This window comes from Acinetobacter oleivorans DR1 (genome assembly GCF_000196795.1).
Classification (GTDB): Bacteria; Pseudomonadota; Gammaproteobacteria; order Pseudomonadales; family Moraxellaceae; genus Acinetobacter; species Acinetobacter oleivorans.
In genome coordinates this window covers 485,120-500,965 of the sequence record NC_014259.1, presented here as the reverse complement: position 1 = coordinate 500,965, position 15,846 = coordinate 485,120, and the positions used below count along the sequence as shown (strand labels likewise).

The window sequence follows — 15,846 nt, the reverse complement described above, 5'->3', positions numbered from 1 at the left end:
ATCATCTATTAACTAATCTAACAATAAAACCTTTTTATATGCATGATAATGTTTATATTTTCTTGTTGTTTTTTGTGTTTTGTTTCAAATGATTAAATATAAAAAAGCACTCTAAAAAGAGTGCTTTTTTTAACTTATCAAAAAGATAAATTATTTCAACATGTCAGCAATTGCTGCACGTTCTTCTTCAAGCTCATTTAACGTAAAGTTGATACGCTCACGGCTGAATTCATCGATTTCTAAACCTTGAACGATTTTGTATTCACCATTCTCAGTTGTTACAGGGAAACCGAACATAACGCCTTCTGGAATACCATAAGAACCGTCAGATGGAATACCCATAGTTACCCATTTGCCGTTTGTGCCAAGTGCCCAATCGCGCATATGGTCAATTGCAGCGTTAGCAGCAGAAGCAGCAGAAGACAAACCACGCGCTTCGATAATCGCAGCACCACGTTTACCAACAGTTGGAAGGAACACATCTTTGTTCCATGCCGCATCGTTGATTTTGTCTTTTAAGCTTTCGCCATTTGCAGTTGCAAAACGGTAGTCAGCATACATTGTTGGAGAGTGGTTGCCCCAAACTGTTAAGTGTTCGATATCAGCAACTGCAACACCAGCTTTTTGAGCAACTTGAGTCAACGCACGGTTGTGGTCAAGACGCAACATAGCAGTAAAGTTTTTCGCTGGAAGATCTGGAGCAGAGTTCATAGCGATGTAAGCGTTAGTGTTTGCAGGGTTACCTACAACTAATACTTTAACGTCACGACTAGCAACTTCGTTTAATGCTTGACCTTGACCGATGAAAATTTCACCGTTAACTTTTAACAAGTCAGCACGTTCCATACCAGGACCACGTGGACGAGAACCTACCAATAAAGCGTAGTCAGCATCTTTAAATGCAACTTTCGGATCATCAGTCCCGATCATGCCAGCCAATAAAGGGAAAGCACAGTCATCAAGTTCCATCATTACGCCTTTAAGCGCTTGTTGAGCTTTTTCAACTGGAACTTCAAGCAATTGTAAAATAACAGGTTGATCTTTACCTAACATTTCACCGCTTGCGATACGGAATAATAAGCTGTAACCAATTTGACCTGCAGCGCCAGTCACGGCAACACGAACGGGTTGCTTCATGTAATTGTCTCCAATGAGTGTCCTTAATCGGGCTAAATAGGAATTCCATCTAACCAAATCATCATAAACGGCAAAGATTGTACTCTAAAGATGTGGCAGATGCATGTAAAAGCGACTCATTTTCACCAAAAGTCTGATAGAAAATACAAATTAATCTTTACAAATAGATTCAATGTATGGTCAGCATTTTTTTACGAAATGATAGTTACCTTTAGTAACTACCTTTAATCGTAATTTCACCAGGGCAATTCGATACCACATGATTTGCACATTGTTTATATTGGCCTTTTACCGTGTAACATACCTTCACTTCCGTTAAAACAACATCTGAACGTGATAACTGACAAGTCAAACGAATACCATTTTGCGGCAAGCTCGGATTAAGACGAGTAAATTGCTGTTTTAAGGCCGACTGTTGAATTTCAACATTTGTCGAACTGGTAAGACTAGCTGGAATTTTTAAACGTTCAGCAAAGTTAATGACTGTCCGGAAATATTGACTTGCATTCATAGGAACGCATCCCCCTACACTCTTCCAAAGCTGTACACGAGCATTGTTGTCAGGCATGACCCGAGCTACGACTTTGGCTTGCAATGGGGAAAGAGCTGCCGAACTTTCTGTTGAACAATCAGTCTGATTTGTTTCTGGCATAAGGCCTGTAATTGTCAGTGAATATCCTTCAAGACATTTACGTTGTTTTTGTTTAGAGGGATCTAACGCACATGCGGCAGGTGTCATTTGTACGTGCATAACATATCCCTGTAAATTAACAGGTTCGGCATGCAAAACGGAACTCATCAATCCTACCCCTGCACAGATAAGCCACCATGCAAGTTGCAAAATTGAACGAAGTTCCAAATATCTATATTTCATTTAATTAAAACTTGAATATGCCAATTAAAAGAAGATCCATCATCAACCACCTAAACTTAAGGCGATGTACGCATTGGAATGACTTTCATACGTTGTGATAATGATTGAGCCCCTTGCCCTAATATCACACCATAATGTGTTGCATTCGTCATAACATGCTTGACATAGTCTCTGGTTTCTAACAATGGAATTGTCTCTGTATATTGATCAGCCGAAATTGATTGAAAGTCCGGTTGCCAACGTCTTGCCCGATTAGGTCCAGCATTATAACCTGCCGTTGCCAAAACTGGATTATTGCTTAATTGTCCCTGAATCATCGACAAATAAAATGTACCATATCGAATATTGGTATTCATTTCATTTAATGCCGCTGGATTATAGGTTTCGCCCATTTGACGTGCAATCAACTTTGCCGTATCGGGCATAATTTGCATAAGTCCACCCGCTCCAACGTGAGAGCGTGCAGAGGTAACAAATCGGCTTTCTTGTCGCATTAAACCATAAGCCCACGCTGGATCAATTCCTGCATTGTAACTATGACTTACGACATTAGTCTTATGGGGGGTCACATAGCGATACGTATCATTATGTTTATTTGTTGTACGATCTGCTGCGTAAATCGCACGGTCATACCATCCCATATCATGAGCACGCTTTGCAGCAGCTAACAACACACCATCATCATGTTGAAGATAAGCTTGTCGAACGGCCCAGTTCCATTCTCGATTGGTATAAGTTGGATTTGCATTAATACGTCTTAAAGTAAAAGCACGATTAAAGTGAACATTCTGATCTAAACGTCTTAAATCACTTGCTGTTGGCTGGTCATCATAAGGTTGGTGATTATAACGTTCACCCAAACGATCTTTAGCTAACAGGTTGTGATAGTCATCGCCACTTTCAGCTAATTTCTTATAAATACGTTGCGCAGTATTTTTTGAATTACTGTCATTGCGCTGTTCTGTTGCACGAGCAAGCCAATATTGCCAGCGATCTTCTTGTTTTTGTGTCACGCTCATAGCATCAATAGCACGAATTAAACTTTCCCACGCACCAAATCGAATTGCCTGACGCGCATAAATTTCAGCTTCTTCAGGGCTTAGAGGGTAACCGTAACTTGCATCAAAATATTGAAGAACTTCACGATTGAAATTATTTTTCATGACTGTGGTGCCACCAATATAAGCGACCGTTCTATATAAATACTTTTGTATATTATCTGGTGTACCTTGAGCGACACGTTGTACGTTCGAAAAAGCATTAGGTAAGTCATTATTAGCCAAACGACCTAATGCAAAAATCAAATAAGCATAGTCCGTATCATTTGTTTTAGGCGCACTCCATAAATAATTGAGTGGGTTAGCCTGAATTTGATTAAGCTGAGCCAAAGACAAATTCATACCTAAAGTCTGTGCCGTAGCAAGGGCCTGTCCTGTTAAACCAGAACGTAATTGCACCCAAAGGCGCTGTTGCTTATCTTGCTGACTCATTAATGGGCTAGATAACATCAAGCGTCCAAGCCCCACACAAGATTCAGGTTGCGATTCGGTGGCTAACCATACATCTTTATATTCAGCAAAAACTAATGCATCACCGGTTTTGGCTCTCACCTGCGCCAATGCACAGTTTTCGGCCTGATCTGGATTCGTGACATAAGATAGTAAAGGTTGTGCAGATGCGAAGTCAGCTTGTTTAACTTTTTCTTCAACATAATCGGCTGCTAATTTCTCAGCCATTGCTGATTGAGGATAACGTTGAGCAAAACTTACAATCGAAGCTGAAGGTTGAAAGCCAAGATTGGTATTAAGTTTCCAATATTCTGGATAGTACCCCAATACATCATTTTGCATAGCAAGCTGATATTGGTCTAATAACGCGGTATTGCCACTATTTGCAGCATTTAATGCATCATTGAACTGCTCTTCGGCAGCATAGGTAAATGAACAACCAAGTAAACACATAGCTCCTAACCAGCTACGATGCATATATTTATTTTTCATTACACGACTATGGATTGATGAGCTCTTTCTACTTGGTCTCATAAATGTGTTAAACCCTGACTATTCACCTTCAAAGCATAGTTTAATTAGTCTTCGTGCTTTCTTTTGTTGTGTTATGTAACTCTATGATTCAACATCATTAAAATTCACATAATTTACTTCAAAAAAACGGTGTCACGTTCTAAAGGTTTACTGTTATCGGTTCGGTCCAAATACTGCTATAATGAATGGTTTGACCCATTTTGGGCAAATTTATTCTTTTTTAGATCGATCTGTTAGGAGCCTGCATGACGGTTCAAACCTTCATTCCCAATGGTGCCAAAGCTGCCTCAGAAAACACTGTTACCCAGCCAACGCACACCACTGATGTTTCAATAAAAAAACTTTATATTGAAACTCAAGGGTGTCAGATGAATGAGTATGACAGTCACCGTATGGCAGACCTTTTAGGGGACTCTCACGGTTACATTTTAACGAGTAACCCTAATGAAGCAGACATCCTGCTCATGAATACGTGTTCTATCCGTGAAAAAGCACAGGAAAAAGTATTTAGTGAATTAGGGCGCTGGCGTAAACTAAAAGACAAGAATCCTGATCTTGTGATTGGTGTCGGTGGATGTGTTGCCTCTCAAGAAGGCGACAATATTCAAAAACGTGCGCCTTATGTAGACATGATTTTTGGCCCTCAAACATTACACCGTTTACCACAAATGCTTGATCAACATAATGCTCAAGTAGAAAAACCTAAAAAAGACAAAATCAAACTCGTTGATATTTCTTTCCCAGATATTGAAAAGTTCGACTTTTTACCAGAACCACGCGTAGAAGGCTTTAAAGCATTTGTTTCTATCATGGAAGGCTGTTCTAAATACTGCTCTTTCTGTGTAGTTCCATATACACGCGGTGAAGAAGTTTCTCGACCTTTAGATGATGTACTTGCAGAAATTGCAGGCCTTGCTGAAAAAGGTGTCCGTGAAATTTCACTTCTTGGTCAAAATGTAAATGGTTATCGTGGTGAAACCTTCGAAGGTGGCATCTGTACTTTCCCTGAATTGTTACGACTCGTTGCAGAAATTCCGGGTATTGGACGCTTACGTTATACAACATCGCACCCACTTGAGTTCTCTGATGAGTTAATTCAGTGTTATGAAGATTTACCTCAAATGGTGTCACATTTACACTTGCCTGTTCAAAGTGGTTCGAATGACGTTTTACAGGCAATGAAGCGAAATCACACGATTGATGTTTATATCGATAAAATTGCGAAGCTACGTAAAATTCGTCCAGACATGCATTTATCAAGTGATTTTATTATTGGCTTCCCTGGTGAAACTGATGAAAATTTTGCAGAAACATTACAATTTATCAAAGATTTAGATTTCGACCATTCTTATAGTTTTGTTTATTCGAAACGCCCAGGTACACCTGCATCGGACTTGCCAGACACCACACCTGAGCAAGTTAAAAAAGAGCGTTTAGCTCAAGTTCAGAAAGTCATTAAACAGTCTAGTATTGAAAAAACAGATGCCATGTTAGGTAAAATTGAACGTGTACTTATTGAAAAAGTATCTGATCAAGACCCTAATATTTTAATTGGTACTGCTGACAATACACGTCTAGTCACTTTCGTTGGTGATGCAACTTGGGTTGGCCGTTTTGCAGAGATCGAGATTACTGAAATTAAAACTTTAAATTTTGTTTACGGTGAGCTCTTGAATCTTGAACCTGACGTGGCGTAATGTAGAGGTATTCTAAAGTCTACTGAAAGGTTTTCTCTTGACTGCAGCGATTCGACGTACCGTAACATTTCCTGAAATTTCAATGGAACGTTTAAAGAGCATTCTAGGTGCCTATAATGGGCACCTGAAGCAAATTGAACAGCGTTTAGATGTCAAAATTACTCATCGTGGAGATGTTTTTCACATAGATGGTGAAATAGATGCTGTTGGGAGAGCCGAAGCATTATTGCAACGACTCTACGAAGAGTCTGAGGTATCCCAGCAAATCAGTGCTGATCTATTACACCTCCTCATTCAATCGTCACAAACTGAACGCAATTTCGAGTTGGTTGGTGACGAAATGGATGAACACGATGCGCCGCTTGATGTCTATTTCCAGACCCGAAAAGGCCGCATTAATCCACGTGGTGCCAATCAAAAACGTTATGTACAACGTATTTTACAAAGCGATATTTCTTTTGGTGTAGGCCCTGCTGGTACAGGTAAAACCTATTTAGCAGTTGCTGCCGCCGTAGACATGCTAGAACGTAACGAAATCCAACGGATTTTACTTGTACGTCCTGCTGTAGAAGCTGGAGAAAAGCTGGGTTTCTTACCTGGTGATTTAACCCAGAAAATTGACCCCTATTTACGTCCTCTTTACGACGCACTTTACGAAATGCTTGGCTTTGAAAAAGTTGCTAAGTTAATCGAGCGTCAAGTCATTGAGGTTGCGCCTCTTGCATATATGCGTGGGCGCACACTTAACCATTCATTTGTCATTTTGGATGAAGCTCAAAACACAACACCAGAACAAATGAAAATGTTCTTGACTCGTTTAGGTTTTGGCTCTCGTGCAGTGATTACAGGTGACATTACCCAAGTAGATTTACCTCGAGGTCAACAATCTGGTTTGGCACACGCACTCCGCGTACTCGAAAATATTACAGAAATTCATATTACCCGTTTCCATTCCCGTGACGTTGTACGTCACCAACTGGTTCAAAAAATCGTTGAAGCGTATGAAGGATGGGATGGTGAACAACAGCGTCTTAATGCTGAAGCACGTGCTGAGCGCAAAGCACGTCAAGAAGCATTAGTTGCTGAAAACGATACAGCAGCAGACTTGCAACATCAGGATGCTTAAGGATTTATTTTGAAAATCAGTTTAAGTTTACAACAAGACTTTCAATCACCTGAGTTAGAGCTCAAACGAGCTCAACTCAAAAAAATTATTGAGACAACTTTACGCCACGTTGGCTATAAAGAAGATTGCGAAATTGGCGTTGCTTGTGTCGATTTAGCAGAAAGCCAACAACTTAATCTGCAATATAGAGAGAAAGATAAACCAACTAATGTTTTATCATTTCCAAGTGATATTCCTGAAGAAGTTTTACCAATGCTAGATGCCTTACCTTTAGGCGATTTAGTTATTTGTATTCCAGTGGTATTACAAGAAGCATTAGAACAGAAAAAAACTGCCCAAAACCATTTTGCACATCTATTAGTACATGGTGTTTTACATTTGCTTGGTTATGACCATGAAACCAGTGATGAAGATGCAGAGGAAATGGAAGGGATTGAAGTCGAAATTCTAGCAAAGCTGAATATCGAAAATCCTTACCAAGAACAGATCTAATCATTCTTAATTAGATAAAAACCTAGTCTATATTCAAATAGCCTTTTGTCTAATTAATTATAATCAATGTGGATAAGCTAAAACTTATCCACATTTTTTATTAATGTACTTCAAATTCTGCTTGAGCCGGATCGAAACGCCACGTACGTACAATACGTAATTCAGAAATATCTTTCATATTGGCATCGAAATGACCAAATGGTGCACCGCGACGTACTGAAGACTTAGCTGCTTCATCTAATATTGAGTGTCCTGAGCTTTCAAGTAATCGAATTGCACGAATTCCGCCTTGGGCATTCAAAATCACCATTAAACGGACTTCGCCTCTTAGCTGTTGTTGTTTGGCTTCTTCTGGATAATAGCGATTACCATACAACTCTACTTTTTCACGGAACTTATCTAAATAAGCAGCCGAAGCATCTTTCTTCGCTTGAATTCCATCTACTGTTTTGATTTTTTGTTGCCGACTGAAATCTTGTCTACGTTGTAAATATTGTGCTTCAAGACTCGCAACCATCGCAGCTTTTGCCTGAAATTGACTTTGTAATTGTTCTAGTTCTTTTTTCCTTTGACTCGCATCAGCTTGTTTTTGCCAACTCAAAACAGTCATTAAGACTTTTTCTTCAAATTTAAGCTCTCTTTGTTGCTGAACCTTTTGCAAACTTTCTAACTCTGCATTTCCTGTTGAAGCATCATTAGGCATCGGATTTGGAGTATCACTAGAGGTACGATGGGCTTCACGAAATGTGCCCGAACCCTGCTGGTCCGCTTGTGCCAAAAAGTCTGCCTGCTGAACTGGCTCATTGCTTGATCGAATTGAAATTGCAATTTCTTTAGTAGATTGCTCTGACGGGCTAGGCATGGCAAAGTGGATGAGCAACACAAAAACATGCAGTAAGATTGCCAATATGGTTGCAGCAATAAAGACTCGGTCTTGCCACCAATGGTAAAAAGGCTCTATGGATAGACTTCTTCTGTTCAACATAATCTTAAAAGCATATAAATGCCTTATCCCCACGGTTTAATACCGAATAAAATATAAACTGATATTCAAATCTGGATAAAAGTGTGATTCACTTCAAATATAGAATTTTATCCATTTTCATTTTGTCAAAATGTATCAATTAAATTTGTTACACTGCAATATCAAAACTCGTTTTTTATCATAATAAAGATTGTGTTGGTTCTTAAGTAAATTATCTTCTGGAAGTTCTTTTATGCAAACGCTATTTTCCTCATTAGTCAGACGCCTTAAAAAGGTCTACCAAAAAGCAGAAGCATTCATTGAAGAAGAAAGAGATTTTACGTTATCACAAACCTTTCTGAATGCAACTTTACAACGTTATGTCACTAATAATGTTGAATTTCTAGATGACCTCCATGCGGATCTTTATCATGACTGGTTAAGGTTATATGCAACCATGCATGTAAAAGGCCTAGAGACGACACTATCTGTTGATTTAAAGCTGATTCAGATGGAATTTAATCAAGAACAACAGCTTTTAGTTTTTGAACAAATTAGTAATACACAAATTATTGAAGCTAAATATAAAAACATTTGGCAGAAGATTGCCGTAAAAGCCGCGGTTTTTTACTACCATAAAATTTTGAAAAAAGATCCTTTAGGAATGATTCTGGAACGTTTTAATGTAGCAGAGGAACGTGATGAACTGATATTTCTTGACCTCAATCGCTGGTTTGGTAAAAAAGCCAGTATTATCGAGACATTAAGTAAAGTGCATGTAAATTACGCACGAGTTCGTGAGGCTGAGTTAGTCGTATTTGGAAATGTGAATTTAGCTGCGTTACTTTACCGTGATCAGGACGATGATTTTGAAGATGAATTAGAAGATTCTGAAATCACACCAATCCAGCAAAAAGATGCATAGCGCTGTGATGAATAAAAATGAATTAACTGCCAAAAAACACAAATAGATTACACATTTAGCATAAATCCTGATTTTTTCTCCATGATCAACAGGCATAATATGTTTAAGTTATAGATGCATCAGCACTGACTTTTCAGTCTGTACAAGGATATTTACTTATGGCAACAAAATTTCTGAAATCGTTTGGCATCGCAACAGGTATTTCAACAACTTTGCTTTTTGCAGGTTTCTCAAGCCATGCACTTGCCATGAGCCCATTTCAGGCAAATTATCAGTTCACTTATAATAATAAAGGTATGGGTTCGGCTACACGTACCTTAAGCCAGCAAGGTAATAATTGGACTTACAATTTCACGGCAAAAGCTGGTGGAATTGCTTCTGCAAGTGAAACAAGTAAATTTAGTTTTGCTAATGGTAAAATTGGATCTCAAAGTTTTAGCCGTACCAGCAAAATTTTGATTCATAACAACACCATGAATATTAACTTTAACCCAAACAGTAAAACTATTTCTACCAAGAAAGACGATAAAGCTCGTTCATTTGCTTGGCAGGCTGGTGTGCTTGATGAGTTAAATGCAGAATTACAAGTGCGTGAAGATTTAAAAAATGGTTCACTTAAAACCTCATACCCTCTTGCTGATGCAAAAGAAGTTGAAAATCGTCGTTTTGTAAAACAAGGTAATGAGAAAATTAAAACTTCTTATGGCACATTTGATACCGTAAAAGTTGTTTTAGAACATGGTAAACCAGACCGTAATACTATTTTCTGGTTAGCACCTAAATTGGACTACTTACCAGTTAAAGTCAGCCATGTTGATGGTAAAACTTCTTACGGCCTGTTATTAACAAGTTATACAGGTAAAACGAATTAAAGCTTGCATTTTTTCGGATGCTTTTTAAAATACGCATTTGCTTTAAAAGCATCCGTCTAGAGGATTCTCCCGTGCACGCACTAGAACAGAAAATCTTAACAGAAGGTATCGTTCTATCTGATCAAGTCTTGAAAGTCGACGCTTTCTTAAACCACCAAATTGATCCTGTATTAATGCAGCAGATTGGTAAAGAATTTGCCGCTCGCTTTAAAGATGCAGGGATTACCAAGATTATTACCATTGAAGCATCAGGTATTGCACCTGCAATCATGGCAGGTTTGGAACTTGGTGTACCTGTAATTTTCGCTCGTAAATATCAGTCATTGACGTTAAAAGATGACTTATATCGCTCTAAAGTATTTAGTTTTACTAAACAAACTGAAAGCACGATTGCGATTTCAAACAAACACCTTCATTCAACTGATAAAGCATTAGTTATTGATGACTTCTTGGCGAATGGCCAAGCAGCATTAGGACTAATTGATTTAATTCACCAAGCAAATGCAGAAGTTGTGGGAGTTGGTATCGTGATTGAAAAATCATTCCAACCGGGCCGTGATTTATTGCTTGAAAAAGGCTACCGAGTTGAGTCATTAGCACGTGTTCTTTCTCTTACAGATGGTAAAGTTACTTTTGTAAAAGAATAAATTGTGCAAATAAAAAAGAGCGGATATCCGCTCTTTTTTTTTGGCTGTTTAAAGAGAAACTACAAGCTTTTTAACAACTTCACCCAAACGCTTACCTTGAGCTTCACACAAAATCTTTTCATCCTGACTTAAGCTCTGGTCATGGCGGGGTCCGCTTACATGACTTGCCCCATATGGTGTTCCACCTGTTTTAGTGTTAGATAAAGCTGGAATTGCATTTGGTAATCCCAAAATCATCATCCCGTGATGAAATAACGGCGGTAACATCGTGAGTAAAGTACTCTCCTGTCCACCATGCATTGATCCAGAAGAAGTAAAAACACAAGCAGGTTTATTATGTAATGCCCCATTGAGCCAAAGACTCGTCGTTTGGTCCCAAAAATATTTCATTTCACTTGCCATATTGCCGAAGCGAGTTGGGGAACCCAACGCCAGACCTGCACAATTCGCTAGATCATCTAACGTACAGTAGATATCGCCTTCTGCCGGAATACTAGGTTCAGCTACCGTGACGACCGGAGCAATATTTGGCACTGTCCGAATTTTCACTGACATACCCGCAGACTCAACACCATTGGCAATTAAATGCGCCATTTCTTTAGTAGAACCATATTTACTGTAATAGAGTACAAGAATGTAAGGTTGCATCGGTTTCATAAATTTTGTTAAAAAGAACACTATACGGTATTTTTTATTTTTTTGGCGAAACCAATTTTATGAAATTCTAGAGGTGATTGATTGTTTAGCGTTAAAGGCAACACGAGCAAATTTCTCAAATTCGTTGAGTAAAAGGTTCATCAATTTTTGCTGAATCTTATGATCACACAACAGAAAGCCAACTTTTCTGAAAAGATTATGGCTACAATTTTTTCTATAGCGCATAGTAAACTTACAGAACGACTTTAATTCTATAAGTTATTATTTTGCTTTAATCTACGATTTGAGTTCTTCAGCTCATACTTTGATAAGCTATTAATCGCCCAACATGATGATTAAAAAAATCGGGATAGACAACGCATGTTACAACGTTTTTTAAGTAAGCTTCCTTTTTATAATAAAACCTGGTTTCAGTTCGTTTTATATGTATTTAAACGTTTTGAAGCTGATCGGTGCCGTGAACAAGCTGGTTCCCTCACCTATACAACACTATTCGCAGTTGTGCCGATGTTAACGGTTTTTTTAGTTATTATCTCTTCAATTAAAGCGCTAGAACCTGCAAGACAACAGCTCCAACATTTAATCTATAGTAATTTTTTACCTAAGAGCACTATTGCATTTGATAAAGCTCTAAACGCTTTCACAGAGAAATCGAGCAACCTGACCGTTATTGGTGTGCTGTTTTTATTCGTCACTACCGTTTTAATGCTGACCTCAATTGAAACCGTCTTTAATCGCATTTGGCGCGTAAAAGAAACTCGTAGTGGCATTATGGGTTTTATGCGTTACTGGACCATCATCTCTTTAGGTCCGATTATCTTAGGAAGTGCATTCGTCATTTCCTCGACTGTCGCTTCCATGAATATTCTCAGCAATAATTTTGCAGGATATCAACTTGATGGGTCATTTATACTCTGGTTAATTTCTTTCTTATTGACCATTGTTGGCTTTTTTATTTTGTATTGGACTATTCCGAACCGAACAGTTCCAGTTTATGCAGCTGGTATAGCGGCCTGCTTAAGTGCTGTACTTTTTGAAATTCTCAAGAACTTATTCAGCTTCGTCATGTCAAATTTCACCAGCTATGAACTGATCTACGGCGCATTTGCAGCAGTACCCATTTTCCTATTATGGATCTTTCTTTCATGGAATATTATTTTACTGGGTGTAGAAGTTAGTTTTGCTTTAACTGCTTTTCACTCAGGTAAAGAACAAAAACGACATCCTGTTCTAATGTTATTAGATATTCTTGAGCTGTTTTATAAAAAGCAAAAGCTGGGTGAAAGTGTAAGTGATAAAGAAGCTTTAGAAATTTTAGGCCGTGGAGAAATTGGTCGCTGGCCTGCTTATGTGCTTTTACTAGAAGAACAAAATTTAGTTAAACGCACCGATAAAGATGAATATGTTCTAGCGCGTAATTTATCCCAAGTTGATTTCTGGAGTTTTTTCACAGCCCTTCCGTACCCATTGCCTTTACGTCAAGATGTCCAAAATGTGCATGATGACGATGAATGGATGGAAAAAATTGGACCAGCGCTCATTGAATCTAATGATTATTTGGCTGCAAAACTTTCTATTCCACTTTCAACAATTTTTGAAGAGAAATAGAAAAATAAGGCGATTTATTAATATAAATATCTTCCACTTCTAGACAATAAAAAACCCTATTATTGAAAAATAATAGGGTTTTTTATTGGGAAATTTAGGAATAGCTTATGCTTTCACAAAAGTTTTCCATACAAAATCTTGCGTTGCACCTTTTAATGTCATTTTTAACTGATCATCCGAGTGTAATGGCCCAACACCAGCAGGTGAACCTGTCATAATTACATCACCCGGTTCTAGTGAAAATACCTGATTAATATCAGCTAATAGATCACCAATGGTAAACATTAATAATGCCGTATTACCATCTTGACGCAATTCATCATTAATATGGAAAGTGAATTTAGTTTCTTGCCAATCTGTAATTTCGCTCAAATCTACCCAATCAGCTAATACACAAGCACCATCAAAAGCTTTTGCACGTTCCCATGGATGACCTTTACTTTTCAGATCATTTTGTAAATCACGCATTGTTAAATCAAGACCTAATGTCACCGCACCAATCGCTTTTAATGCTTTTTCAGGATCTGTTTCACCTTTTAAAGGCTGGTCAATGCGTAAAACTAATTCACACTCAAAATGACAACTGCCCCAAGCTGGATTCCAGGAAATACCGTCATTTAAACCAATCAAACTACTAGGTGGTTTAATAAATAATATAGGCTTGTCAGGCATAGCATTATTTAATTCTTTGACATGATCAGCATAGCTTCTGCCTACGCAAACGATTTTTGAAGGACGTGTATTCATGAGGCTTCCTTTGTTGTTGCGGCTAATAATTCCAATAATCTATTTCTTAAATGTATTTTCAAATATCGTTTGATCTGAAACCTGTGCAAATGCTCGCTTTGGCACAATAATTACAGTTTTGTTTTTTAACTCAAGCATGTACGTCAGCTTACCTTTAGCAAAGGTTTGCACATCCGCATATTGCACTACTTGCTTACGCTCACTGGAATAAAGCTCAAAATAATCTTGATAAAGGTCGATTCCCTGCTCACTCTTTCCGAACTGGTAACGAACAAATTGACGTTTAAATAACATCGGTAAAAGCCAATAACGCATCAGCCCTTGCATCACCAGAAAAAACAAACCTAATCCGACATAATATCGGCCAACCCCAGAGAAACCTAAATAAAGTCCCCAAATAATAATTGCAATGCTAATCGCAGGTGTTAGAAAACGGGTAAATTGTTTTTTCCCAAATGTTACTAACGAAAATCCATCTTGTGATTCTTCTAAATTCAAATAGTAACGTAAAGATAAAGCTGTTTTTTGCTCAGTCATTGCAATGCATCAATACTCAATAAATCGAAACTATTAGAGCATATTCATTTCAGCTTTAAAACGAATCAAAGGCTATTTTTTGTTTTGTTTAAAAGAAGCAGTTATAGTTCAGTTGCAAAATATTTTTCGTTGCATATATGGAACGTAGATTCATATTTTTTGAGCTTATTTCACTTTTTAAAATTTCTACAATAAGAGCATCACCTTCTTAGTGGAATGTCTCATGTCTTTTTTTGCAAAATTATTTGGCTTAAATCAAAAAGCAACAGTCTCAAAAGATGTGGTTACGCACACCACTCAAGAGACGAACCTTTCAAATGAACCAAGCTTTTTAGAATTAATTAAAAAACGTCGTTCAATTTATTCAATAGGAAAGAACTTAAAACAGTCCCCAACTGAAATTGAAAAATTAATTCAAGAGGCTGTAAAACATAGCCCATCTGCTTTTAACTCCCAGTCTTCTCGCGTTGTGATTTTATTTGATCAGTCCCACCAAAATTTCTGGAATATTGTTTTAGATGTATTAAAAACGATTATTCCAGCAGAAGCCCTAACTGGAACTGAACAGAAAATTCAAAGTTTTGCGGCAGGTACAGGTACAGTTTTATTTTTTGAAGACCAACATGTGATTAAAGGTCTACAAGAGCAATTTGAAGCATATGCAGATAATTTTCCAATCTGGTCTGAGCACTCAACAGCAATTGCACAATTTGCAGTATGGAACGTACTGGCTGAACAAGGTCTTGGGGCTTCTTTGCAACACTACAATCCAATCATTGATGAGAAAATTAATGCTACATTTAATGTTCCCGCTCATTGGAAATTAAGAGCTCAATTAGTATTTGGTTCAATCGAAGGCGAAGCCGGAGAAAAAGCTTTTATTGAAGATGAAAATCGTTTTAAAACATTTGGCTAATTTTCTACTTTTTAATTCTTTTCAAAGCTGGTTGCCACGAGCACCGGCTTTGAATAGAAATGACAAAAAATAGGCACAAAAAAACCGCTATATATAGCGGTTAATTCTTCAAGTGGTGCGCTCAGAGAGATTCGAACTCCCGACCCCTTAGTTCGTAGCCAAGTGCTCTATCCAGCTGAGCTATGAGCGCGTACTTGATGTTGCGCATTATACGCATTTTTTAAGGCTTAGGAAGCCTTTTTTCATCTTTCTGTCATCAACCGTCTAGTTCTTAGCCACACTCCTCTTTTACATAAAATAGGAGCTAAAATTATTGAAGACTTTCTTACCTAAGATGTATTTGAAATATTTTTTTTCAAATAAGTTTTATAGACTTTTTGACGTATTTCGCCATATATCTAAAAGTTAAAGTCGACCATTTCACTCAACATTATAGAAATAATATATTTCTAGCTAAGCCCTAACATTATAGACCCAAGTAAAATTTATCTAATATACTGCTTCAAATAAGTGGAAATATAAGAAAAAATATAATTAATTAAAAAAATATTATATAAAAACCATTATTATTTTTACGTCTAAATTAAATGAATTATTATTTCTTT

Annotated in this window: 15 protein-coding genes and 1 tRNA gene; 8 read left to right on the top strand and 8 right to left on the bottom strand. The window is 37.6% G+C overall.

Annotation, left to right across the window (positions count from 1 at the left end):
* Positions 1-150: 150 nt before the first annotated feature.
* From AOLE_RS02410 to AOLE_RS02400, 3 genes are all read right to left on the bottom strand, one after another.
* The gene (locus tag AOLE_RS02410; RefSeq protein WP_003653591.1) at positions 151-1,137 is read right to left on the bottom strand and encodes a malate dehydrogenase; all 987 of its coding nucleotides are present in this window, start codon (positions 1,135-1,137) and stop codon (positions 151-153) included.
* 211 nt (positions 1,138-1,348) lie between these two features.
* Positions 1,349-2,011, bottom strand: coding sequence for a ribonuclease T2 family protein (locus AOLE_RS02405; RefSeq protein WP_004789563.1), 663 nt, complete (start codon positions 2,009-2,011; stop codon positions 1,349-1,351).
* A gap of 56 nt (positions 2,012-2,067) precedes the next feature.
* Complete coding sequence (locus AOLE_RS02400; RefSeq protein WP_023274377.1) at positions 2,068-4,011, bottom strand: lytic transglycosylase domain-containing protein; 1,944 nt, start codon at positions 4,009-4,011, stop codon at positions 2,068-2,070.
* Positions 4,012-4,298: 287 nt separating this feature from the next.
* Here AOLE_RS02400 and miaB point away from each other — a divergent pair, with 287 nt between their 5' ends.
* The 3 genes from miaB to ybeY are packed head-to-tail and all read left to right on the top strand — an operon-like array spanning position 4,299 to position 7,368.
* The gene (miaB, locus tag AOLE_RS02395; protein ID WP_005301343.1) at positions 4,299-5,750 is read left to right on the top strand and encodes a tRNA (N6-isopentenyl adenosine(37)-C2)-methylthiotransferase MiaB; all 1,452 of its coding nucleotides are present in this window, start codon (positions 4,299-4,301) and stop codon (positions 5,748-5,750) included.
* Between the two features lie 37 nt (positions 5,751-5,787).
* Positions 5,788-6,876: a PhoH family protein gene (locus tag AOLE_RS02390; RefSeq protein ID WP_004789570.1), complete on the top strand. Its 1,089-nt coding sequence runs from the start codon at positions 5,788-5,790 to the stop codon at positions 6,874-6,876.
* Between the two features lie 9 nt (positions 6,877-6,885).
* Positions 6,886-7,368 carry an rRNA maturation RNase YbeY gene (gene ybeY, locus AOLE_RS02385; protein ID WP_004789571.1) on the top strand — a complete coding sequence of 161 codons (483 nt, stop codon included), beginning with the start codon at positions 6,886-6,888 and terminating at the stop codon, positions 7,366-7,368.
* A gap of 100 nt (positions 7,369-7,468) precedes the next feature.
* On the opposite strand, the gene AOLE_RS02380 is transcribed toward ybeY, so the two are convergent.
* Entirely contained in the window at positions 7,469-8,353 is an 885-nt protein-coding gene (locus tag AOLE_RS02380; protein ID WP_013196795.1) for an energy transducer TonB, read from the bottom strand.
* 232 nt (positions 8,354-8,585) lie between these two features.
* Between AOLE_RS02380 and AOLE_RS02375 the strand changes: the two genes are divergently transcribed.
* The 3 genes from AOLE_RS02375 (at position 8,586) to AOLE_RS02365 (ending at position 10,776) form a co-directional block, all read left to right on the top strand.
* Complete coding sequence (locus AOLE_RS02375) at positions 8,586-9,257, top strand: hypothetical protein (protein WP_013196794.1); 672 nt, start codon at positions 8,586-8,588, stop codon at positions 9,255-9,257.
* A gap of 158 nt (positions 9,258-9,415) precedes the next feature.
* Positions 9,416-10,129: a DUF3108 domain-containing protein gene (locus AOLE_RS02370; protein ID WP_004789577.1), complete on the top strand. Its 714-nt coding sequence runs from the start codon at positions 9,416-9,418 to the stop codon at positions 10,127-10,129.
* Between the two features lie 71 nt (positions 10,130-10,200).
* Positions 10,201-10,776 (top strand): xanthine phosphoribosyltransferase, encoded by a 576-nt coding sequence (locus AOLE_RS02365; protein ID WP_004789579.1) that lies wholly within the window; start codon positions 10,201-10,203, stop codon positions 10,774-10,776.
* A 48-nt stretch (positions 10,777-10,824) separates the two neighbouring features.
* On the opposite strand, the gene wrbA is transcribed toward AOLE_RS02365, so the two are convergent.
* Complete coding sequence (wrbA, locus tag AOLE_RS02360) at positions 10,825-11,433, bottom strand: NAD(P)H:quinone oxidoreductase (protein WP_023274375.1); 609 nt, start codon at positions 11,431-11,433, stop codon at positions 10,825-10,827.
* Positions 11,434-11,793: 360 nt separating this feature from the next.
* Between wrbA and AOLE_RS02355 the strand changes: the two genes are divergently transcribed.
* A complete protein-coding gene (locus AOLE_RS02355) occupies positions 11,794-13,041 on the top strand; it encodes a YihY family inner membrane protein (RefSeq protein ID WP_013196792.1) in 1,248 nt (415 codons plus the stop codon).
* A gap of 105 nt (positions 13,042-13,146) precedes the next feature.
* On the opposite strand, the gene AOLE_RS02350 is transcribed toward AOLE_RS02355, so the two are convergent.
* Complete coding sequence (locus AOLE_RS02350) at positions 13,147-13,788, bottom strand: fumarylacetoacetate hydrolase family protein (RefSeq protein WP_013196791.1); 642 nt, start codon at positions 13,786-13,788, stop codon at positions 13,147-13,149.
* Positions 13,789-13,827: 39 nt separating this feature from the next.
* The gene (locus tag AOLE_RS02345; protein WP_005301331.1) at positions 13,828-14,325 is read right to left on the bottom strand and encodes a YcxB family protein; all 498 of its coding nucleotides are present in this window, start codon (positions 14,323-14,325) and stop codon (positions 13,828-13,830) included.
* A 223-nt stretch (positions 14,326-14,548) separates the two neighbouring features.
* On the opposite strand from AOLE_RS02345, the gene AOLE_RS02340 reads away from it, so the two are divergent.
* Positions 14,549-15,241 carry a nitroreductase family protein gene (locus AOLE_RS02340; protein ID WP_013196790.1) on the top strand — a complete coding sequence of 231 codons (693 nt, stop codon included), beginning with the start codon at positions 14,549-14,551 and terminating at the stop codon, positions 15,239-15,241.
* 113 nt (positions 15,242-15,354) lie between these two features.
* Here AOLE_RS02340 and AOLE_RS02335 read toward each other — a convergent pair.
* Positions 15,355-15,431 (bottom strand) — tRNA-Arg (locus AOLE_RS02335).
* Positions 15,432-15,846 lie beyond the last annotated feature (415 nt).

Coding starts and splice junctions, on each gene's coding strand:
- AOLE_RS02410 (WP_003653591.1), bottom strand. CDS start 1,137: ATGAAGCAACCCGTTCGTGTTGCCGTGACTGGCGCTGCAGGTCAAATT.
- AOLE_RS02405 (WP_004789563.1), bottom strand. CDS start 2,011: ATGAAATATAGATATTTGGAACTTCGTTCAATTTTGCAACTTGCATGG.
- AOLE_RS02400 (WP_023274377.1), bottom strand. CDS start 4,011: ATGAAAAATAAATATATGCATCGTAGCTGGTTAGGAGCTATGTGTTTA.
- miaB (WP_005301343.1), top strand. CDS start 4,299: ATGACGGTTCAAACCTTCATTCCCAATGGTGCCAAAGCTGCCTCAGAA.
- AOLE_RS02380 (WP_013196795.1), bottom strand. CDS start 8,353: ATGTTGAACAGAAGAAGTCTATCCATAGAGCCTTTTTACCATTGGTGG.
- AOLE_RS02375 (WP_013196794.1), top strand. CDS start 8,586: ATGCAAACGCTATTTTCCTCATTAGTCAGACGCCTTAAAAAGGTCTAC.
- AOLE_RS02370 (WP_004789577.1), top strand. CDS start 9,416: ATGGCAACAAAATTTCTGAAATCGTTTGGCATCGCAACAGGTATTTCA.
- wrbA (WP_023274375.1), bottom strand. CDS start 11,433: ATGAAACCGATGCAACCTTACATTCTTGTACTCTATTACAGTAAATAT.
- AOLE_RS02355 (WP_013196792.1), top strand. CDS start 11,794: ATGTTACAACGTTTTTTAAGTAAGCTTCCTTTTTATAATAAAACCTGG.
- AOLE_RS02350 (WP_013196791.1), bottom strand. CDS start 13,788: ATGAATACACGTCCTTCAAAAATCGTTTGCGTAGGCAGAAGCTATGCT.
- AOLE_RS02345 (WP_005301331.1), bottom strand. CDS start 14,325: ATGACTGAGCAAAAAACAGCTTTATCTTTACGTTACTATTTGAATTTA.
- AOLE_RS02340 (WP_013196790.1), top strand. CDS start 14,549: ATGTCTTTTTTTGCAAAATTATTTGGCTTAAATCAAAAAGCAACAGTC.